This is a genomic window from Bryocella elongata, assembly GCF_900108185.1.
GTDB classification, from domain to species: domain Bacteria; phylum Acidobacteriota; class Terriglobia; order Terriglobales; family Acidobacteriaceae; genus Granulicella; species Granulicella elongata.
In genome coordinates this window covers 446,886-462,190 of record NZ_FNVA01000004.1, presented here as the reverse complement: position 1 = coordinate 462,190, position 15,305 = coordinate 446,886, and the positions used below count along the sequence as shown (strand labels likewise).

The 15,305-nt window shown below is 63.1% G+C and carries 16 protein-coding genes; 10 read left to right on the top strand and 6 right to left on the bottom strand.

The window, feature by feature from the left end; all coding sequences use genetic code 11:
* Positions 1–72: 72 nt before the first annotated feature.
* The 4 genes from trxA to thrC all read right to left on the bottom strand — a co-directional run bounded on the left by trxA (position 73) and on the right by thrC (position 4,868).
* Positions 73–405, bottom strand: a complete 333-nt coding sequence (gene trxA, locus C4S68_RS13855; protein WP_103933663.1) for a thioredoxin — start codon at positions 403–405, stop codon at positions 73–75.
* A gap of 190 nt (positions 406–595) precedes the next feature.
* A complete protein-coding gene (ggt, locus tag C4S68_RS13850; RefSeq protein ID WP_235011594.1) occupies positions 596–2,350 on the bottom strand; it encodes a gamma-glutamyltransferase in 1,755 nt (584 codons plus the stop codon).
* 206 nt (positions 2,351–2,556) lie between these two features.
* Positions 2,557–3,480, bottom strand: coding sequence for a homoserine kinase (thrB, locus tag C4S68_RS13845; RefSeq protein ID WP_103933662.1), 924 nt, complete (start codon positions 3,478–3,480; stop codon positions 2,557–2,559).
* Positions 3,477–4,868 carry a threonine synthase gene (gene thrC, locus C4S68_RS13840; protein ID WP_103933661.1) on the bottom strand — a complete coding sequence of 464 codons (1,392 nt, stop codon included), beginning with the start codon at positions 4,866–4,868 and terminating at the stop codon, positions 3,477–3,479. The genes thrB and thrC overlap by 4 nt, the downstream gene beginning before the upstream one ends.
* 83 nt (positions 4,869–4,951) lie before the next feature.
* Between thrC and modA the strand changes: the two genes are divergently transcribed.
* Genes modA through C4S68_RS13820 form a run of 4 tightly spaced genes read left to right on the top strand, consistent with a single transcriptional unit; the run spans position 4,952 to position 7,773 of the window.
* Positions 4,952–5,716 carry a molybdate ABC transporter substrate-binding protein gene (gene modA / locus C4S68_RS13835; protein WP_103933660.1) on the top strand — a complete coding sequence of 255 codons (765 nt, stop codon included), beginning with the start codon at positions 4,952–4,954 and terminating at the stop codon, positions 5,714–5,716.
* 28 nt (positions 5,717–5,744) lie between these two features.
* Entirely contained in the window at positions 5,745–6,452 is a 708-nt protein-coding gene (modB, locus tag C4S68_RS13830; protein WP_103933659.1) for a molybdate ABC transporter permease subunit, read from the top strand.
* Positions 6,445–7,200 (top strand): ATP-binding cassette domain-containing protein, encoded by a 756-nt coding sequence (locus C4S68_RS13825; protein ID WP_103933658.1) that lies wholly within the window; start codon positions 6,445–6,447, stop codon positions 7,198–7,200. The genes modB and C4S68_RS13825 overlap by 8 nt, the downstream gene beginning before the upstream one ends.
* 48 nt (positions 7,201–7,248) lie before the next feature.
* A complete protein-coding gene (locus C4S68_RS13820) occupies positions 7,249–7,773 on the top strand; it encodes a GNAT family N-acetyltransferase (RefSeq protein WP_103933657.1) in 525 nt (174 codons plus the stop codon).
* 27 nt (positions 7,774–7,800) lie between these two features.
* Here the strand turns inward: C4S68_RS13820 and C4S68_RS13815 are convergent, their stop codons facing one another.
* Positions 7,801–8,835 (bottom strand): UDP-N-acetylmuramate dehydrogenase, encoded by a 1,035-nt coding sequence (locus tag C4S68_RS13815; protein ID WP_327333645.1) that lies wholly within the window; start codon positions 8,833–8,835, stop codon positions 7,801–7,803.
* 207 nt (positions 8,836–9,042) lie between these two features.
* Here C4S68_RS13815 and C4S68_RS13810 point away from each other — a divergent pair, with 207 nt between their 5' ends.
* From C4S68_RS13810 to C4S68_RS13795, 4 genes are all read left to right on the top strand, one after another.
* Complete coding sequence (locus C4S68_RS13810; RefSeq protein WP_103933655.1) at positions 9,043–9,468, top strand: BrxA/BrxB family bacilliredoxin; 426 nt, start codon at positions 9,043–9,045, stop codon at positions 9,466–9,468.
* 137 nt (positions 9,469–9,605) lie between these two features.
* The gene (locus C4S68_RS13805; RefSeq protein WP_103933654.1) at positions 9,606–10,556 is read left to right on the top strand and encodes a sigma-54-dependent transcriptional regulator; all 951 of its coding nucleotides are present in this window, start codon (positions 9,606–9,608) and stop codon (positions 10,554–10,556) included.
* Positions 10,557–10,636: 80 nt separating this feature from the next.
* On the top strand, positions 10,637–11,479 hold the full coding sequence (gene proC / locus C4S68_RS13800; RefSeq protein WP_103933653.1) for a pyrroline-5-carboxylate reductase: 843 nt from the start codon (positions 10,637–10,639) through the stop codon (positions 11,477–11,479).
* A gap of 45 nt (positions 11,480–11,524) precedes the next feature.
* Positions 11,525–12,478 (top strand): COX15/CtaA family protein, encoded by a 954-nt coding sequence (locus C4S68_RS13795; protein WP_103933652.1) that lies wholly within the window; start codon positions 11,525–11,527, stop codon positions 12,476–12,478.
* 75 nt (positions 12,479–12,553) lie between these two features.
* Here C4S68_RS13795 and C4S68_RS13790 read toward each other — a convergent pair whose 3' ends face one another.
* Positions 12,554–12,916, bottom strand: coding sequence for a hypothetical protein (locus C4S68_RS13790; RefSeq protein WP_103933651.1), 363 nt, complete (start codon positions 12,914–12,916; stop codon positions 12,554–12,556).
* 182 nt (positions 12,917–13,098) lie between these two features.
* Between C4S68_RS13790 and C4S68_RS13785 the strand changes: the two genes are divergently transcribed.
* Entirely contained in the window at positions 13,099–14,844 is a 1,746-nt protein-coding gene (locus C4S68_RS13785) for a sodium:solute symporter family protein (protein WP_103933650.1), read from the top strand.
* 102 nt (positions 14,845–14,946) lie between these two features.
* Positions 14,947–15,189 (top strand): hypothetical protein, encoded by a 243-nt coding sequence (locus C4S68_RS13780; RefSeq protein ID WP_103933649.1) that lies wholly within the window; start codon positions 14,947–14,949, stop codon positions 15,187–15,189.
* Positions 15,190–15,305: the final 116 nt, after the last annotated feature.

Below are 15,305 nucleotides of genomic sequence, written 5' to 3'. Positions count from 1 at the left end.
GCCTGGGAAACGACGAAAGGGCCGGCGCCTTGCCGACCCTCGCATCTCGAATCTAGCTTCTCGTATCTTATCTTACGCGAGAACCTGCTTGAGAGCAGCTTCCACGGTATCCTTCGGCACGAAGCCCGTGATCTGGTGCGCGACCTTGCCACCCTTGAAGAACAGCAGCGCAGGGATGCCACGGATACCGTAGCGGCCCGGTGTCATGTTGTTCCGGTCGACGTCCATCTTCATGACCTTCAGCTTGCCCTGATTCTCCGTCGCAATGGCGTCTACCACCGGCGCCAGAGCGCGACACGGTCCACACCAGGCTGCCCAGAAGTCCACCAGCACCGGTGTCTCCGACTGCAATACCTGCTGTTCAAACTCCGCATCATTCACTTCCGAGACAAACTGACCTGCCATACTCTCTCCTCTTGTCACCGTTACCTGCGACGGCTGGCGCCCCGTTGGTGCCCGCCATCTACCGGGGCATCCTGAGTGCCGTCGATTCTCGATGGCACCCTCAATTCTAGATGCGATTGCGTGGAAAACGATGCGTCCGGGGGATCATAGCTCAATCCTTCCGGGGGATCTCCCCATCCAGGCGCCTGCTCTACGGCATCGGGGGCTCCTGCGGGATCGCCGCACCGTCCGACCGCGGGTCACCTGCCGCAAAATTTACCTGCCGTGCCGAATCCCGTACCACCGCCGCACCCTCACCCACCGAGAAGCTGAACGGCTCCAGCAGCTGAATCTTGTGGCCCCGCTTCTCCAGCTCGGCCCGGACCTCGGCCGGAACCGTCTCCTCCATATCCACGTCGCAGCCCTCGAAGCTTCCCTTGGTAAACCGGGGAGCCTCGAGCGCCGCCTGCACGTTCATCCCGTAGTCCACAACGTTGGCCACGAACTGGGCATGCGCCTGCGCCTGGTTCCACCCACCCATGATTCCAAACCCGATGTGCATGTCCCCCTTCTCCATAAACGCCGGGATGATCGTGTGCAGCGGCCGCTTGTGCCCTGCCAAGGAGTTCGGCAGCCCGGGCGTCAGCTGGAACCCCGCACCACGGTTGTGAAAGCTGAAGCCCAGCCCCGGGGCGACCATTCCCGTCCCGTACCCGCTGTAGTTCGACTGAATCAGCGAGACGATGTTCCCATCCTTGTCCACCGCGCTCATGTAGATGGTCGAATTGCCGTGCTTGTTCAGCTCCGCCGTCAGATCCGCCGGAAGCACCTGGCAGCTCGCCTTCTTCATGTCGATCAGCTTGTATCGCTCCTCGGCCAGCTTCTTCGAGATCAGCGCGTCGACAGGCACCGTCGAGAACCTCGGATCACCCACATATTTGGCCATGTCCGAGTACGCCAGCTTCTTCGCTTCAATCATCACGTGCAGCGCGTCCGGCGTATTGTGCCCCAGCTCGCCCATCGGGAAATGCTCCATGATGTTCAGCATCGAAAGCGCCGCCACGCCCATCCCGTTCGGCGGCAGCTCATAGACCTTCCACCCGCGATACATCGTCGACACCGGATCGACCCACTCCGGCTGAAAATCCTTGAAGTCCTCGAGCGTATGCAGCCCACCCTGCGACCGCAGGAAGTCCACCATCTTCTGTGTCATCGGCCCGTTGTAGTACGCGTCGCGCCCACCCGCGGCAATCGCCTTCAGCGAGTTCGCCAGCCCCGGATTCTTGAACAGCGCACCCGGACTCGGCACAAAGCCATTGGGAAGGTACGTCTCCTTCCACCCCGGCTGATTGATGAGAGCCTTCGCGATCCAGTAGCGAGAGTTGCGCTCCCCCATCGGATAACCGTGGTCCGCGTAGTAGATCGCCGAAGCCAGCGTCTTCGAGAAAGGCATCGTCCCAAACCGCACCCGCAGCGCGTCCCATCCCGCCACCGCGCCCGGAACATCAATCGCCTCCACGCCAATTGCGGGCAGCGACGTCAGCCCCTTGGCCTTCGCCGCCTCGATCGTCAGCGCCTTCGGCGTCCATCCGCTCGCGTTCAGGCCATAGAGCTTGCCCGTCTTCGCCTCGTAGTAGATGACGAACAGGTCGCCGCCAATCCCGTTCACATACGGCTGCACGACGCCCATCACCGCATTCGCCGCAATGGCCGCGTCGATGGCATTCCCGCCCTGCTCCAGGATGTGCGTACCCGCCAGCGCCGCCAGCGGCTGCGGCGTCGACACAATGCCAAACTTCGACACGATCATCGACCTGCCTTGCCCTGGAACGGCATGGAAGGGAGGCTCGTTCGCTGTCGTAGGAAGATTGCTGCTACCGGCCGGAGCAGCCTGCCCGAGCACAGCCGGGACATACAGAAACAGCGACGAGACGGCAAGAACCGAAGCAAGCCGGTGCAGGATCACGAGGACGCTCCCTGAAACTGATTGTGGTGGTATGTCAGCGCCAGTGTAACCCAGCCCTAAACTCGAAACTCCAGACCCGCAGCCCGAAACTCGATCGAAATTGTCTTCGGCAAGCTTTGTTCGGTCAGTATGAAGTCGGGTGCCCCGGGTCCGGATTCTCGGACCCGGGCTATGGTCGCACAGTAGCCAAAGGACAAGATCCAACGCTACAGGATCGTGCGCTCCGCGCCGCCCGCAATCCTCAACGGCAACCACTCCACGCCTCGCCCAGCTGCAGATAACAGCTTTGTCTTCTCCAGCGGAGTCGCATCCTTACTCAAGAAAACAAGTACGCTCGGGCCAGCCCCACTGAGAGCTACGCCTGCAACCCAAGGCTCTTCAGCCAGAGGCAAGAGCTTCTTCAGCAGCGGACATGCGTCCTCCCGATAGGGCTGATGCATCTTGTCCTGCATTGCAGTGCGTAGGAGATCGAGTCGCCCTTGCGCAAACGCCGCCACCAGCAAACTCGACCGTTGCACATTGAAAACCGCATCCGCCTTCGAATAGCTGTCGGGGAGCAGCGCTCGTGCCGTCTTCGTCGCCAGTGAAGTCGGTTGCATAGCCAACATCAGCTCCCATTCCGGGTTGCCGGGAAACGTCGCCGTCACCACGCCCCGATTCCCGCCCATAGCCGAAACCGTGAACCCACCGAACCAACATGCCGCAACGTTATCCGGGTGACCTTCTCGATGGCTCGCTGCCGTGACGATGTCCGCGTCACTCCATCCCAGCCCACTAATTCCCCCGAAATGATCCGCAAGCGCAACACCTGCACAGATTGCCGCCGCGCTAGACCCACAGCCCATCCCCAGTGGAATCTCGTTGTGAATCTCCAAACGCAACGCGGCCGGAGCATCCACCCACACATCCTCAATCACCTTCCGGTAGGTATCGATGATGAGGTTTCCGTCGACCTTCGCGCAAAGCTCTGCATCTCTGCCAGTCGCATGGATTTCCCATTCAGCAGAGGGACACGCCTCCACCGTCAGGTGCATCGACATCGCCAGCCCTGCCGCATCGAACCCAGGACCCAGGTTCGCGGAAGTAGCCGGCAGCTTCAACCGCAGGCCACGCGTCTGCACTCCACTCATGCGGGCTGTGCCTGCATCGCGTCGAGCACCTTAAGCACATCATCCACCTTGGCGTCGAGCACCACCGGCTCGCGCCTCAGCTTCGCGTTCGCCGCGCGCTGTGCCACGGTCTCCGCCGCGGCTTCCTTATCGCTCAGCAACGCTCCGCGGTGGTACTGGATCGTGTACTCCGGGTCCTTTAGCGTGTGCCCGGTCAGCAGCAACACCGCCGTCTCCTCCTTGCCCACGCGGCCATCCGCCACCAGCTTCTTCAGCCCCGCAAGCGTCACCGCGCTGGCCGGCTCGCAGCCAATGCCCTCCGCGCCGATCTCCGCCTTGGCGAGCGCGATCTCCTGCTCGGAGACCTCCTCCACCCAGCCGCCAGTTGTGGCGAGAACCTTGACTGCCTTCTTCCACGACGCCGGATTCCCAATGCGAATCGCCGTAGCGCGCGTGTGCGCTTCCACCGGCTCGAACGGTCCCACGCCGCCAGCCTGCATCCAGCGGTACAACGGATTCGCTCCCGCCGCCTGGATCACGCTGATCTTCGGCACCCGCTTGATGAAGCCCAGGTGCTGCAGCTCCGCAAAACCCTTACCCAGCGCCGAGCAATTCGCCAGATTCCCACCCGGCACGATCAGATGGTGCGGTACCTGCCAGTCCATCTGCTCCAGGATCTCGAACGCCGGGGTCTTTTGCCCCTCCAGCCGGTACGGATTCACCGAGTTCAGCAGGTACACCGGGGCGCGCTGCACAATCTCCGCCAGCACGCGCACGCAACCGTCGAAGTCGGTCCGCAGCTGCACGGTGGTCGAGCCATAGTCCATCGCCTGAGAGAGCTTGCCCCATGCGATCTTGCCTTCGGGAATCAGCACCAGCGACCGCAGTCCCGCGCGCGCAGCATACGCCGCCATCGCGGCAGAGGTATTGCCCGTCGAAGCACAGGCCACCCACTCAAATCCATTGGCCACCGCAACGGAAAGCGCGGCCGTCATGCCCGTGTCCTTGAAGCTGCCCGTAGGATTCATGCCCTGGTGCTTGGCCAGCAGCCAGTTCATGCCCAGCAACGCGGCGCAGCGCGGCATCTCATACAGCGGCGTGTTGCCCTCGTAGAGGGTCACAATCTTGTCGACGGGCACAATGGGCAGAAGGTCGCGGAAGCGCCATACACCGCTCTGGTCGGCAGCAAGGGTCGAGGTGCGGCGCTCCTGCCACAGGTAGCGGAGGGCGTTCGGATTGGGCTGGTTCGCGGCAGCACCTGCGTCGGTCGCTTTATCTCGCGTCGCGCTCCAGGGGTACTCGATCTCGAACAGATCACCGCAGGTAGCGCAACGGAAGTTGCTGCGCGCCTCATTCTGGGCGATCCTAAGCCCGCATCCCGTGCATCGAAGGCTGTGTGATGAAAGCATGCGTAGGTCAAGTTTACCGTACTGAGGGCCGTCTCTCTTTCCTTCCGTCCAGAGTTCTGTTCAAGTCGTTGATATCTTTTTCGATGCTCACTGCCGTTCTGGGAGCGATATTCTCTGACGCTCCCCTAACGGCGCAGGTAGCCGCGCCGAAGGGTGTGCTTCACGTCGCCGCTGCGGCTGACCTGCAACCGGTGCTTCCCGCGCTCGCGGAAGAGTATGAGCGCGCCTCCGGGATAAAAATCGTCCCCTCGTTCGGCTCCTCCGCCACGCTCACCCAGCAGCTTGAGAGCGGCGCGCCCTTCGACGTCTTTCTCTCCGCCGACCGTGCGCATCCCGAGCAGCTCGTCGCTGCCAGCCTCACCACCTCACCCCAGCCAGTCCCCTACGCGCATGGCGTGCTCGTCCTATGGGCACGCAAGGACTCGCCCGCGCAGCCCCTCTCACTCACGTCGCTCACCCGCGACAAGGTCTCCCGCATCGCCGTCGCCAACGAGCTCCACGCCCCCTATGGCCTCGCCGCCATGACCGAGCTCCGCGCTCTGAAGCTCGATGACAAGCTCAAACCCAAGCTCGTCGTCGCCGAAAACATCGCCCAGACCGCCGAGTTCGCCGCCAGCGGCAACGCCCAGGCCGGACTCATCTCGCTCACCATCGCCAGCTCACCCAAATTCCGCGAGCTCGGCACCTTCGTCCCTCTGCCCGTCCTCTACGCTCCCCTGATCCAGTGCGCCGTGGTGATGAGGTCCGCCAAAGACCCCGACGTCGCCAAAGCCTTCGTCGCCTGGCTCACCAGCCCCGCCATCCAGCACCGCCTCAAAGACTTCGGCCTCGAGCCCGCGATCCCATAGCGCTTCAGCACCCTATAGACTCGACCCCATGGACCTAGCCGCACTCGGGCTCACGCTGCGCCTCGCGTTCGTCACCACGCTCTGCCTGCTGGTGATCGCCACGCCGCTGGCCGCGTGGATCGCCGATGCTGCCGGAGCCCCGTCTCGCACTACGCGCGCCCACATCCTTGCCCGCCGCATCGCGCAGGCGGCCGTCGCTCTGCCCCTCGTGCTGCCGCCCACGGTTCTTGGCCTCTATCTTCTGCTTGGCATGGGCCCCGCAACCTCGCTCGGACGCGCTCTCATCGCTATCCTCGGACACCCGCTCGCCTTCAGCTTTCCCGGCCTCGTCGTCGGCTCCATCCTCTACAGCCTTCCCTTCGCCGTGCAGCCGCTCGTCCTCGGCTTTGAAGGCGTGCCCCGCGAGCTCCGAGAGACCGCCGCCGTCCTCGGCGCCTCGCGCTGGACTGTCTTTCGCCGCGTCACCCTCCCGCTCGCCGCGCCGTCGTTCCTCACCGCCGCCGTCCTCGCCTTCACCCACACCGTCGGCGAGTTCGGCGTCGTCCTCATGATCGGTGGCGACATCCCAGGCGTCACCCGCACGCTCTCCATCTCCATCTACGACCAGGTGCAGGAGATGAACTACAGCGCCGCGAATCACACGTCGCTGCTGCTCATCGCGCTGGCCTTTCTTACGCTGCTGGCCCTCTACGCTCGAGGCGCCCGGCGCAACGACGGAGGCCGCTGGATTGCCTGAAAGAACCAGCTCACCTGAGACCGCGCCTCGCGCGCCGCACCATCGCCTCGCCGTAACGGCGACGCTTGGCGCCCTCCTGCTCTCCGCCGACCTCGAACTGCACGCTCCATGGACCGTCCTCTTCGGCCCGTCCGGCAGCGGCAAGAGTTCCCTGCTCCGCGCCATGTGCGGCTTTGAGGTGGGCAGTCCTGCAACATCGATCCAGTTCACACGCATAGCTTCCGACGGCACCTCCAGACGGCTTGACGACGTTCCGTCCAGCCGCCGCGATATCGCTTACGCGCCCCAGTCGCCGGCCCTGCTGCCGCATCTCGATGTCGGCCGCAATGTGAGCTTCCCCTTCGAGGTCTGCGCTAGTCCCGTCCGGGACTCTACCGTCGTCGACGAAGCCCTGGGCCTCTTCAAGCTCCACGCCCTCGCCGAGCGTCGGCACCGCGAGCTCTCCGGGGGCGAGGCCCAGCGCGTCAACCTTGCCAGAGCCTTCGCCACACCCGGCGCAAAGCTGCTCCTGCTCGACGAGCCCTTCAACGGCATCGACCGCGCCACCCGCGATGCCCTGCTCCCCGAACTTCTCCGCGTAGCCGCCGAACGTGGCGTGCCGGTCGTCTCCGTGACGCACGATGTCGAAGAAGCCCTGCGGCTGGAAGCCGAGGTAGTCCGCATCGACGCCGGTCGAGTCATGGCGCAAGGACCGGCGCGCGAGGTGCTCGCCGATGAGGTCAAGCGCATCGCCGCCGTCATGCGCTAACCCCAGCATCCCAGCGCCCACAGCAACGCCTGTACACTAGACAAGGTCATGACGCTACGTGACGCAGTTCCTTTGGACGCCGCTTCGATCGTGGCGATCTACAACCACTACGTCACCACCACCTCCGTCAGCTTCGAAGAAGCGGAGGTCGCCGCCGCCGAGATGGCGGCACGGATCGAGGCCATCCAGGCCTCCGGACTGCCTTGGTATGTGGCCACCGACGGTGACAGAACGCTCGGTTATGCCTACGCATCGCGTTGGAGGTCCCGGAGCGCCTATCGTTACGCCGCCGAGGTGACCGTCTACGTCGCAGCCGGGCAAGGTGCGAAGGGTGCCGGGAGCGCCCTCTACCGTCTGTTGCTCCCCACGCTCCGGGAGCGAGGATTCCACACCGCGCTGGCCACCATCGCCCTGCCGAACCCCGCCAGTATCGCATTCCATGAACGCTTCGGCTTCCGCAAGGCCGGTCATGTCTCTCAGGTCGGCTTCAAAGAGAACCGCTGGGTCGACGTCGGATACTGGCAACTGATGCTGCAATCACCCGTGCCAGAGGCGGCGTCCGGCGGCCGCTGACGCCAGCCGACACATCGGAGCTTGCTCCTATCCCAGCACGACCGGCTCGCGCGTCAACGTCACGCCGAACTTCGCCTCCACTGTCGCACGGATCCTCTGCTCGAAGCGTTCGACATCCGCAAACGTCGCGCCGCCGCGATTGATCAGCGCCAGCGTGTGCCGCGAGCTGATCCCGACCACGCCGTCGGTGAAGCCCTTCACAAAGCCCGCATGCTCGAGCAGCCATGCCGCCGCCAGTTTGATCCGCCCGTCGCCCGCAGGCCAATGGGGAACGGCCTCTGGAGCGACACCTGCAGTGGCTGCAATCGTACCCAGCAGACCAGCATTGACGATCGGGTTCTTGAAGAACGAGCCCGCGCTATGCGTGTCAGGGTCACCATCGACGAGCAGCATCCCCTTGCTTCGCCGGATCTCGCGCACGGCGTCGGCGACTTCGCGTAAACCTGGCGCTTTCCATCGCGCAGAAAACCTCTTCTGCAGGTCGGCATAGCTCAAGGTCGGCGGACCATACCTCAGCTGGAAGACCACCGCCGTGACCACGTAACGCCCCGGTTCGTCCGTATTGAAGATGCTCTGGCGATATCGGAATCGGCACTCGTCATTCGTTAGCCAGCGAAGCTCCGACCTGTGGCGGTCGAACACCCGGACCTGGCGAATCGTCTGCGACACATCCTGTCCGTAGGCCCCCACGTTCTGGACAGGCGTGCCTCCAACGCGCCCCGGGATGCCGGCAAGACACTCGATTCCGGCACAATTGGAATCGACCGCGACATCCACAAAGGAGTCCCAGGCCTCACCAGCTCCCACAAAGAATTCCGGGCTCCACGGCTTGTCCTGCTGCACCCCACGGATGTCGATCCGCAGCACCAGCCCCGGAAACCCCTCATCCGGCACCAGTAGGTTGCTCCCGCCACCCAGCACAAACACTGGCATCCCCTGCGCCGCCGCCCACGCCAGGCCCTCCGCGAGTTCCACCTCGGAGCGCACCTCGACAAACCACCGCGCCGCGCCACCCAACCCAAACGTGGTCATGGGAGCAAGCGGAACATTCTCCTGAATCACCAGTGCCTTCACGCGTTCGAGGGTAGCAGGAACGCCGAAGTGCAAGACGCGCGCAAAGCAAACCCGTGGCCCAAAGCCAGAACACCGAACCGGAACGGAATCCTTCCCTTCACCTCGCCTCGCGCCCCGCATCCTTCCCCTCCCATTTACAATCAAATCGGCACCGAGGACACGTCCTCGAAAGATTTTTGCCCCACCGGAGGAACGATGTACCCAGAGATCATGCTGATCCCCATGCGCGAAGAGCTGACCAAGGCAGGCATTCAGGAGGCCCGCACCGCTGCGGATGTGGACGCCGCTATCGCCCAGCCCGGCACGACCATGGTGGTCGTCAACTCGATCTGCGGCTGCGCCGCCGGCAAGATGCGCCCCGGCGTCCGGATGGCCCTGCAGAACGGTACCAAGCCTGATCACATGGTCACCGTCTTCGCCGGTCAGGATCGCGAGGCGACCGAGCGCGCGCGTGGCTATTTTGCAGGCCAGCCCCCCACATCCCCGGCGATCGCCCTCATGCGCGACGGCCAGTTGATCTATCTCATGCAGCGGTCGGCGATCGAAAGCTCCACGGCTCCGGCCATCGCCCAGGAGCTGGCGCGCGCTTTCGACGCGTATTGCACTACTTCTGTCGCATAAACAGCCCTGCAACTGACTGAAAAGAAAACACCACATACGACCCAGTTCGATAATGGGTCTATGTGGTGTTTTCTGCGTCTGCGCGCATATATATCAAAGATGAAACACCCCGTCCCCCCTGCCGATAGACCTGCTGTATGTCGACGGCGAACTTCCAACCCGCGGTTTCCCCTACCCCCATTGGGCACTCCGCCTCTGACGCGCTCCAACTGCTGGTAGGTCCCAGCGCTGGCGCGGCGCACCTTTGGGCCCAGATCCGCAGGGTAGCTCCTCATTTCCGTACCGCGCTCCTTACCGGCGAGCGTGGCACGGGAGCCGAGGCCGTAGCCCGGGCACTGCACGACCTGTCGCCAGCTACCTGGCGTCCGTTCCTTACCCTGAGTTCGCAGGACAGCGAGCAGTACCTGAGCCAGAAGTCCTTTGCCGCTCCGCCTCCTGAGGGAACTCTCTTCCTCTCTGACATCGAGAGTCTCTCGCGAAGCGCGCAAAGCAGCCTGCTGCGGCTGTTGCGGCATCGCGGGCCGCAGTCCGTTCGCGTCGTGGCCTTTGCTCGTCACGGGCTGCGTCCCGCGGTAAGCACCGGCATCTTCTCGTCCGAGCTCGCGAGCTCCCTGGCAGCGCTGCGCATCGCTCTGCCGGCTCTGCGTGAGCGGGCTGAGGATATCCCGCTCCTAGTCAGCCATGTGCTGCAACGCCGGGCGCAGGCACTCGGAAAGACCGCGCCCCCGCTGACTGCCGAGTTCCTCTCCGCAGCGTCGCACTTCTCCTGGCCCGGCAACCTCGAGCAGATGACCAGCGTGCTGGAAGCGCTAATCCGCCGCTCACAGGGCGACCCGCTGACTGGCTCCGACCTGGAATCCGCCGTGGAACAGACCGAAGAGTCGACCGCGCGGACCGTCAATGAGCCACGAATGGTCAAACTCGAGACCGTGATCCAGGAGCACATCCGGTCCGTGCTCTTCGGCTGCAACGGCAACAAGCTTCGGGCAGCCGAGATCCTCGGCATCAGCCGGTCCACGCTGTATCGCATGCTCGATGCCGCACAGGCCGCAGGAAACGGGGACTTCAAGCTCCCTCTCGCGGGATAACAAGGAACGACAAAGAACAGCGGTGACGAGATCCCGTCTCAGGTCTCGTACCACTCCTGTCCTTTGATAGCCTTGCAGGCATGAGTGCAAGCAGTCAGCAGGCAGCGAATACAGGACTACGCGTAGCGATTCTCGGTACCGGCAAGATGGGCGGCATCCTCCTGGAGGCCTTCCTCCGGAGTGGCCTCTTCAACTCCGATCAGGTCACGGCGACCGTCGCCCACGAAGCCCGTGCCACGGCCCTCGCCTCGCGCCTGGGTATTCGTGCGACCACGAATAATCTCGAAGCGGCGCGCGAAGCCGATGTGATCCTCATTGGCGTTAAGCCAGCGCAGGTCGCCGACCTCGTCCGCGAGATCTCACCTGTCCTCTCCGACAAGAAGCTCCTCATCAGCTTCGCCGCCAGCGTCGGCACCCGCGCCATCGAGGAAGCTGCGCTCCCTGCATCTCTTTCCGTGATCCGGGCCATGCCCAATACACCCTCCGCCGTTGGGGCTGGAATGACCGCGCTGTGCCGCGGCCGCAATGCCACGCTCGAGCAGCTCGACCTCGCTCAGCGCATCTTCGCCACCGTCGGCCGCGCGGTGGTCGTCGACGAAAAGCACATGGACGCGGTCACTGGTCTCTCCGGCTCAGGTCCTGCGTTTATCTACATCATCCTCGAGGCCCTCGCCGAGGCCGGTGTCAACGTGGGCCTGCCACGCGATATCGCCACACAGCTCGCTGCGCAGACCGCCTACGGCGCCGCAAAGATGGTGCTTGAGACCGGGTCGCATCCTGCGCTGCTCAAAGACGAGGTCACCACCCCCGCAGGCTGCACCGTCGACGGCATCCTCGAGCTCGAAGAAGGTGGTGTCCGCGTGACCCTCATCAAGGCCGTAAAGCGGGCCACGGAACGTGCGCGGCAACTGGCCGGTAACTGACCGGACTACCTCGGCCGGCATCGTGGCAAGGCATAGAATCTGCGTATGAGGCTATCCCGCAACGCGATCAGCTGGCTGCGCGAGGGCCGCTGGCTGTCGAAGTATGCGGCGCTCGTCCTGGGATTCATGGTCGTCGTCATCCTCGAAGGCGCCGTCGTGCGGGCGACGGGATCCGGCGCCGGTTGCGGTCAGCACTGGCCGCTCTGCAACGGGCAAATCATCCCGCACCATCCCCGCGTCGCGACCATCATCGAGTTTGCTCACCGGTCTCTGACGGGGATCCTGTCGACGCTCGTCATCACTCTTGCGCTGTGGACGTTCTTCTCTCGACCCAAGGGCCATCCCGCGCGCCGCGCCATGGGTTGGACGCTCGTTTTGCTGCTCGTGGAAGCTCTGCTTGGGGCGGTGCTGGTCCTCGGTCAATATGTGGAGCACAACACCTCGAACGCGCGGGTGTTCGTTCAGGGCATCCACTTCACGAACACGATGCTGCTGCTCGCAGCTCTTACGCTCACATGGTGGTGGTCAGCCGACCGCGAAGAGGATGGAACGCCTCTACCTCCGGAGACGCGGACCGTCGCCTGGGTCGCGGTGCTCGCGTCGATCCTCACCGGAGCGGCTGGCTCCGTCGCTGCCCTCGCCGACACGCTCTTTCCCTCGACCTCATTCGTCGAGGGACTTCGGGCAGACCTCTCGCCAACGGCTCCACTGCTGATTCGCATGCGCTGGATTCATCCCACCGCCGCGGTCATCGCGTTTGTATGTGCGCTCTGGTTCATGGTTCGCCTCCGGACCACACCGGCGCGCTGGTTCGCCGCCCTCATGGCGCTCCAGCTTGTGCTTGGCGCGATGGATGTGGTCCTGCTCGCTCCGCTCTGGCTGCAGGTCGCGCATCTCGCTGTGGCCGATGCCGTATGGGCCGCCCTCATCGTCGCGTGTTCGCACCTCCTGATCCGCAGGCCCGCGCCAGCGCTGCAGTTCGCGATCCACACGACCTGATCGGCCTCTGGTTCCGTAACGCAACAAGGGCACCCTCGAGGGTGCCCTTGCTGCGTTACGTATGCTCCCCGCGGTCTAGTGAGGGGTCGTGTCTTCCGGATGGTTCGGAACGGTCGGCTTGCCTTCGATGCGGCGACCAACGTTGCGGGTTCCGGTTGCGGTCTTCTTCGCTGCCACTTCGGTACCGTACTTGGTATCGTGCGCTGCGGTGTCCACGCCTTCACCCGTCTTGTGGGCTGCAACCTTCGTCGCGTGCTTGGTCTTGTGATAGACCTTCTTGGTTCCGTGAGCGGTCTTGTGCGCCACCTGCTTGCTGGCATCAGCGGTATCGTGGCCGGCATTCTTGATGTCCTGGCCAGCTGTCTGGGCGCCAAGGGGAAGGGCTACCGCGAGTACTGCGGCAGCGAGAACCGACAAGGTCTTATGAAACGTGCGCATGAGATCTCCTTAAGCAAGCTGGTCCCTGCCCAGCGGCCCCAAACATTGAGTCGCAAACAAGAGCTAGAATCCAGCCTTATCGCTATTCGATGCATCTCGCGCCGCTGATGCTGTATGCTGGGGCCCAAGTTTTTCTTTCAAATCAAGTGCGCTCTCCAGTAATCGATTACAAAGGCGGTTCCATGCACCCTCTCGCGGCCCTCGCCGTGGTTTCGACCGGACAGTTGACGAGTTTATCCGGGATCGACATCTTGATTTTGGTCTTGTATTTCGCGGTAGTGGTGTTCATTGGCTTCTATGTAAAGGGCACGACGAACACGAGCGAGGAGTTTTTCCTTGCTGGTCGCGAGATGTCGGCGTGGATTGCGGGATTGAGCTTCGTCTCGGCGAACCTGGGTTCGCTGGAGCTGATGGGCTGGGCGGGATCCGCGTATCAGTACGGCATTCTGGCGATGCACTGGTACTGGATTGGAGCGATTCCGGCGATGCTGTTTCTGGGCATCGTGATGATGCCCTTCTACTACATCTCGAAGACGCACTCCGTACCGGGATATCTGCAGCTTCGTTTTGGTGAAGGCGCGCGCGGACTGGCAGCAGTCAGCTTCGGGTTGATGACCATCCTGATGAGCGGCGTGAACATGTATGCCATGGCCGTCGTAATGCAGACGGTTCTCGGCTGGAACATGACGTTTTCGATCTGGGTGGGAGCCGCGACGGTTGCGCTCTACGTGATGCTGGGCGGATTGCGCTCGGCCATCATCAACGAGGTACTGCAGTTCATCCTCATCTGGGCAGGAGCGGCGCTGATCCCGATTCTTGGCCTGATTGAAGCCGGCGGCTGGGACAAGCTCAAGGCCAACATCGCGGTCAACGTGGGCAACAGCAGCTACACCCACATGTGGTCCACCCTCGGTCACTTCAAAGACAACCCGATGGGCATCAACTGGGTGGGCATCGTCTTCGGGCTGGGCGCGATCATCAGCTTTGGTTACTGGACCACCGATTTCCTCGTGGTCCAGCGAGTGCTGTCGGCCAACAACCTTCGCTCGGCCAAGCTTGCACCGGTCATCGGTGCGGCCTTCAAGATGGCGGTTCCGCTGATCGTCATTCTTCCCGGACTCATCTGTCTGGGCCTGATGCAGAACGGCCATCCGATGTTCCACCTTGTGCCTGCTGAGGTGGCGAAGGGCAACCCTCTGCTGCACAGCTATGACCAGGTGCTTCCGCTGATGCTGATCCGCTACTGCGGTCCCGGGCTGCTGGGCCTGGGTATCACGGCTCTGGTGGCTGGTTTTATGAGCGGCATGGCCGGCAACGTGAGCGCGTTCTCGACGGTGTGGACCTACGACATCTACGGCGCCTACCTGAACAAGAAGGCCAACGACAAGCACTATGTGCTGATGGGCCGCGTGTCGACGGTGGTCGGCATGCTGATCTCCATCGGCACCGCGTACCTGGTAATGAACGCAGCATCGATCATGGACTACGTGCAGGCGCTGTTCAGCTTCTTCATCGCACCGCTGTTCGGCACGGTGATCCTGGGCATGCTGTGGAAGCGAGCCACAAAGTGGGGTGGTTTCTACGGCCTCCTCGCAGGCACACTTTCGTCGATCGGCATGTTCCTCTACACCAGCACCGGCACGGCAGCCCACAAGGCTCATGCCCTGTCTGTGGTGGCCTTATCGGCCGATGCACAACCGATGGCGGAGAACATGTTCCGCGCGCTGTGGAGCTGGCTGATCTGCGTTGCGGTCACCGTCATCGTAAGCTACATGACCACACCCAAGACCGACGCCGAGCTCAACGGCCTGGTCTATGGCGCGACCATCATTCCGCACGACGGCTCGGTGGGACTGCTGCAGAAGCCGATCTTCTGGGCCGGTGTGGTCGCCGCAGTCTTCGTGGGACTCAACATCCTCTTCTTCTAGTGAGTAGAGGACAGTGAGCAGAGAGTAGACCACAGCCCCTGCTCGCTCTCTACTCACTACTCACTGATCTCTACTCACTTCCCCCACCCCGGAGGTTCGAACATGGCAGAAGGCACCGGACGCGGCGAGTCCTTATCCATCTGGTTCTTCGTCGGTATGATCACCCTGCTCTACGGCCTCGTGCTGACGCCCTATGGCGCCTGGCAGTGGCTCACCCACCACCCGCCAGCCAACGAACTGCTTCTTCCATGGCTCATCCACCTGCACCCCACCTTCTGGTGGGGGCTACTCCTGCTTACCTTCGGCGCCTTCTACACCACGAAGTATCGGCCAGGAACAAACTAGGACGGCCCGGCAGGTTGTTGCTGAGTCCGAGCGATAACCTGCCTGCCAGCTCGGACTTCCGGCCCGACGCTTGACCTTATGTTCATGTCCCGGATGCCGGACTCGTTTACTCTCGT

Excerpts from the sequence above, each read along its gene's own strand:
- C4S68_RS13810 (WP_103933655.1), top strand. The coding sequence starts at position 9,043 with ATGTACCCAGAGATCATGCTGATCCCCATGCGCGAAGAGCTGACCAAG.
- C4S68_RS13820 (WP_103933657.1), top strand. The coding sequence starts at position 7,249 with ATGACGCTACGTGACGCAGTTCCTTTGGACGCCGCTTCGATCGTGGCG.
- proC (WP_103933653.1), top strand. The coding sequence starts at position 10,637 with ATGAGTGCAAGCAGTCAGCAGGCAGCGAATACAGGACTACGCGTAGCG.
- modB (WP_103933659.1), top strand. The coding sequence starts at position 5,745 with ATGGACCTAGCCGCACTCGGGCTCACGCTGCGCCTCGCGTTCGTCACC.
- thrC (WP_103933661.1), bottom strand. The coding sequence starts at position 4,868 with ATGCTTTCATCACACAGCCTTCGATGCACGGGATGCGGGCTTAGGATC.
- trxA (WP_103933663.1), bottom strand. The coding sequence starts at position 405 with ATGGCAGGTCAGTTTGTCTCGGAAGTGAATGATGCGGAGTTTGAACAG.
- C4S68_RS13795 (WP_103933652.1), top strand. The coding sequence starts at position 11,525 with ATGAGGCTATCCCGCAACGCGATCAGCTGGCTGCGCGAGGGCCGCTGG.
- C4S68_RS13805 (WP_103933654.1), top strand. The coding sequence starts at position 9,606 with ATGTCGACGGCGAACTTCCAACCCGCGGTTTCCCCTACCCCCATTGGG.
- C4S68_RS13785 (WP_103933650.1), top strand. The coding sequence starts at position 13,099 with ATGCACCCTCTCGCGGCCCTCGCCGTGGTTTCGACCGGACAGTTGACG.
- C4S68_RS13790 (WP_103933651.1), bottom strand. The coding sequence starts at position 12,916 with ATGCGCACGTTTCATAAGACCTTGTCGGTTCTCGCTGCCGCAGTACTC.
- thrB (WP_103933662.1), bottom strand. The coding sequence starts at position 3,480 with ATGAGTGGAGTGCAGACGCGTGGCCTGCGGTTGAAGCTGCCGGCTACT.
- C4S68_RS13780 (WP_103933649.1), top strand. The coding sequence starts at position 14,947 with ATGGCAGAAGGCACCGGACGCGGCGAGTCCTTATCCATCTGGTTCTTC.
- modA (WP_103933660.1), top strand. The coding sequence starts at position 4,952 with ATGCTCACTGCCGTTCTGGGAGCGATATTCTCTGACGCTCCCCTAACG.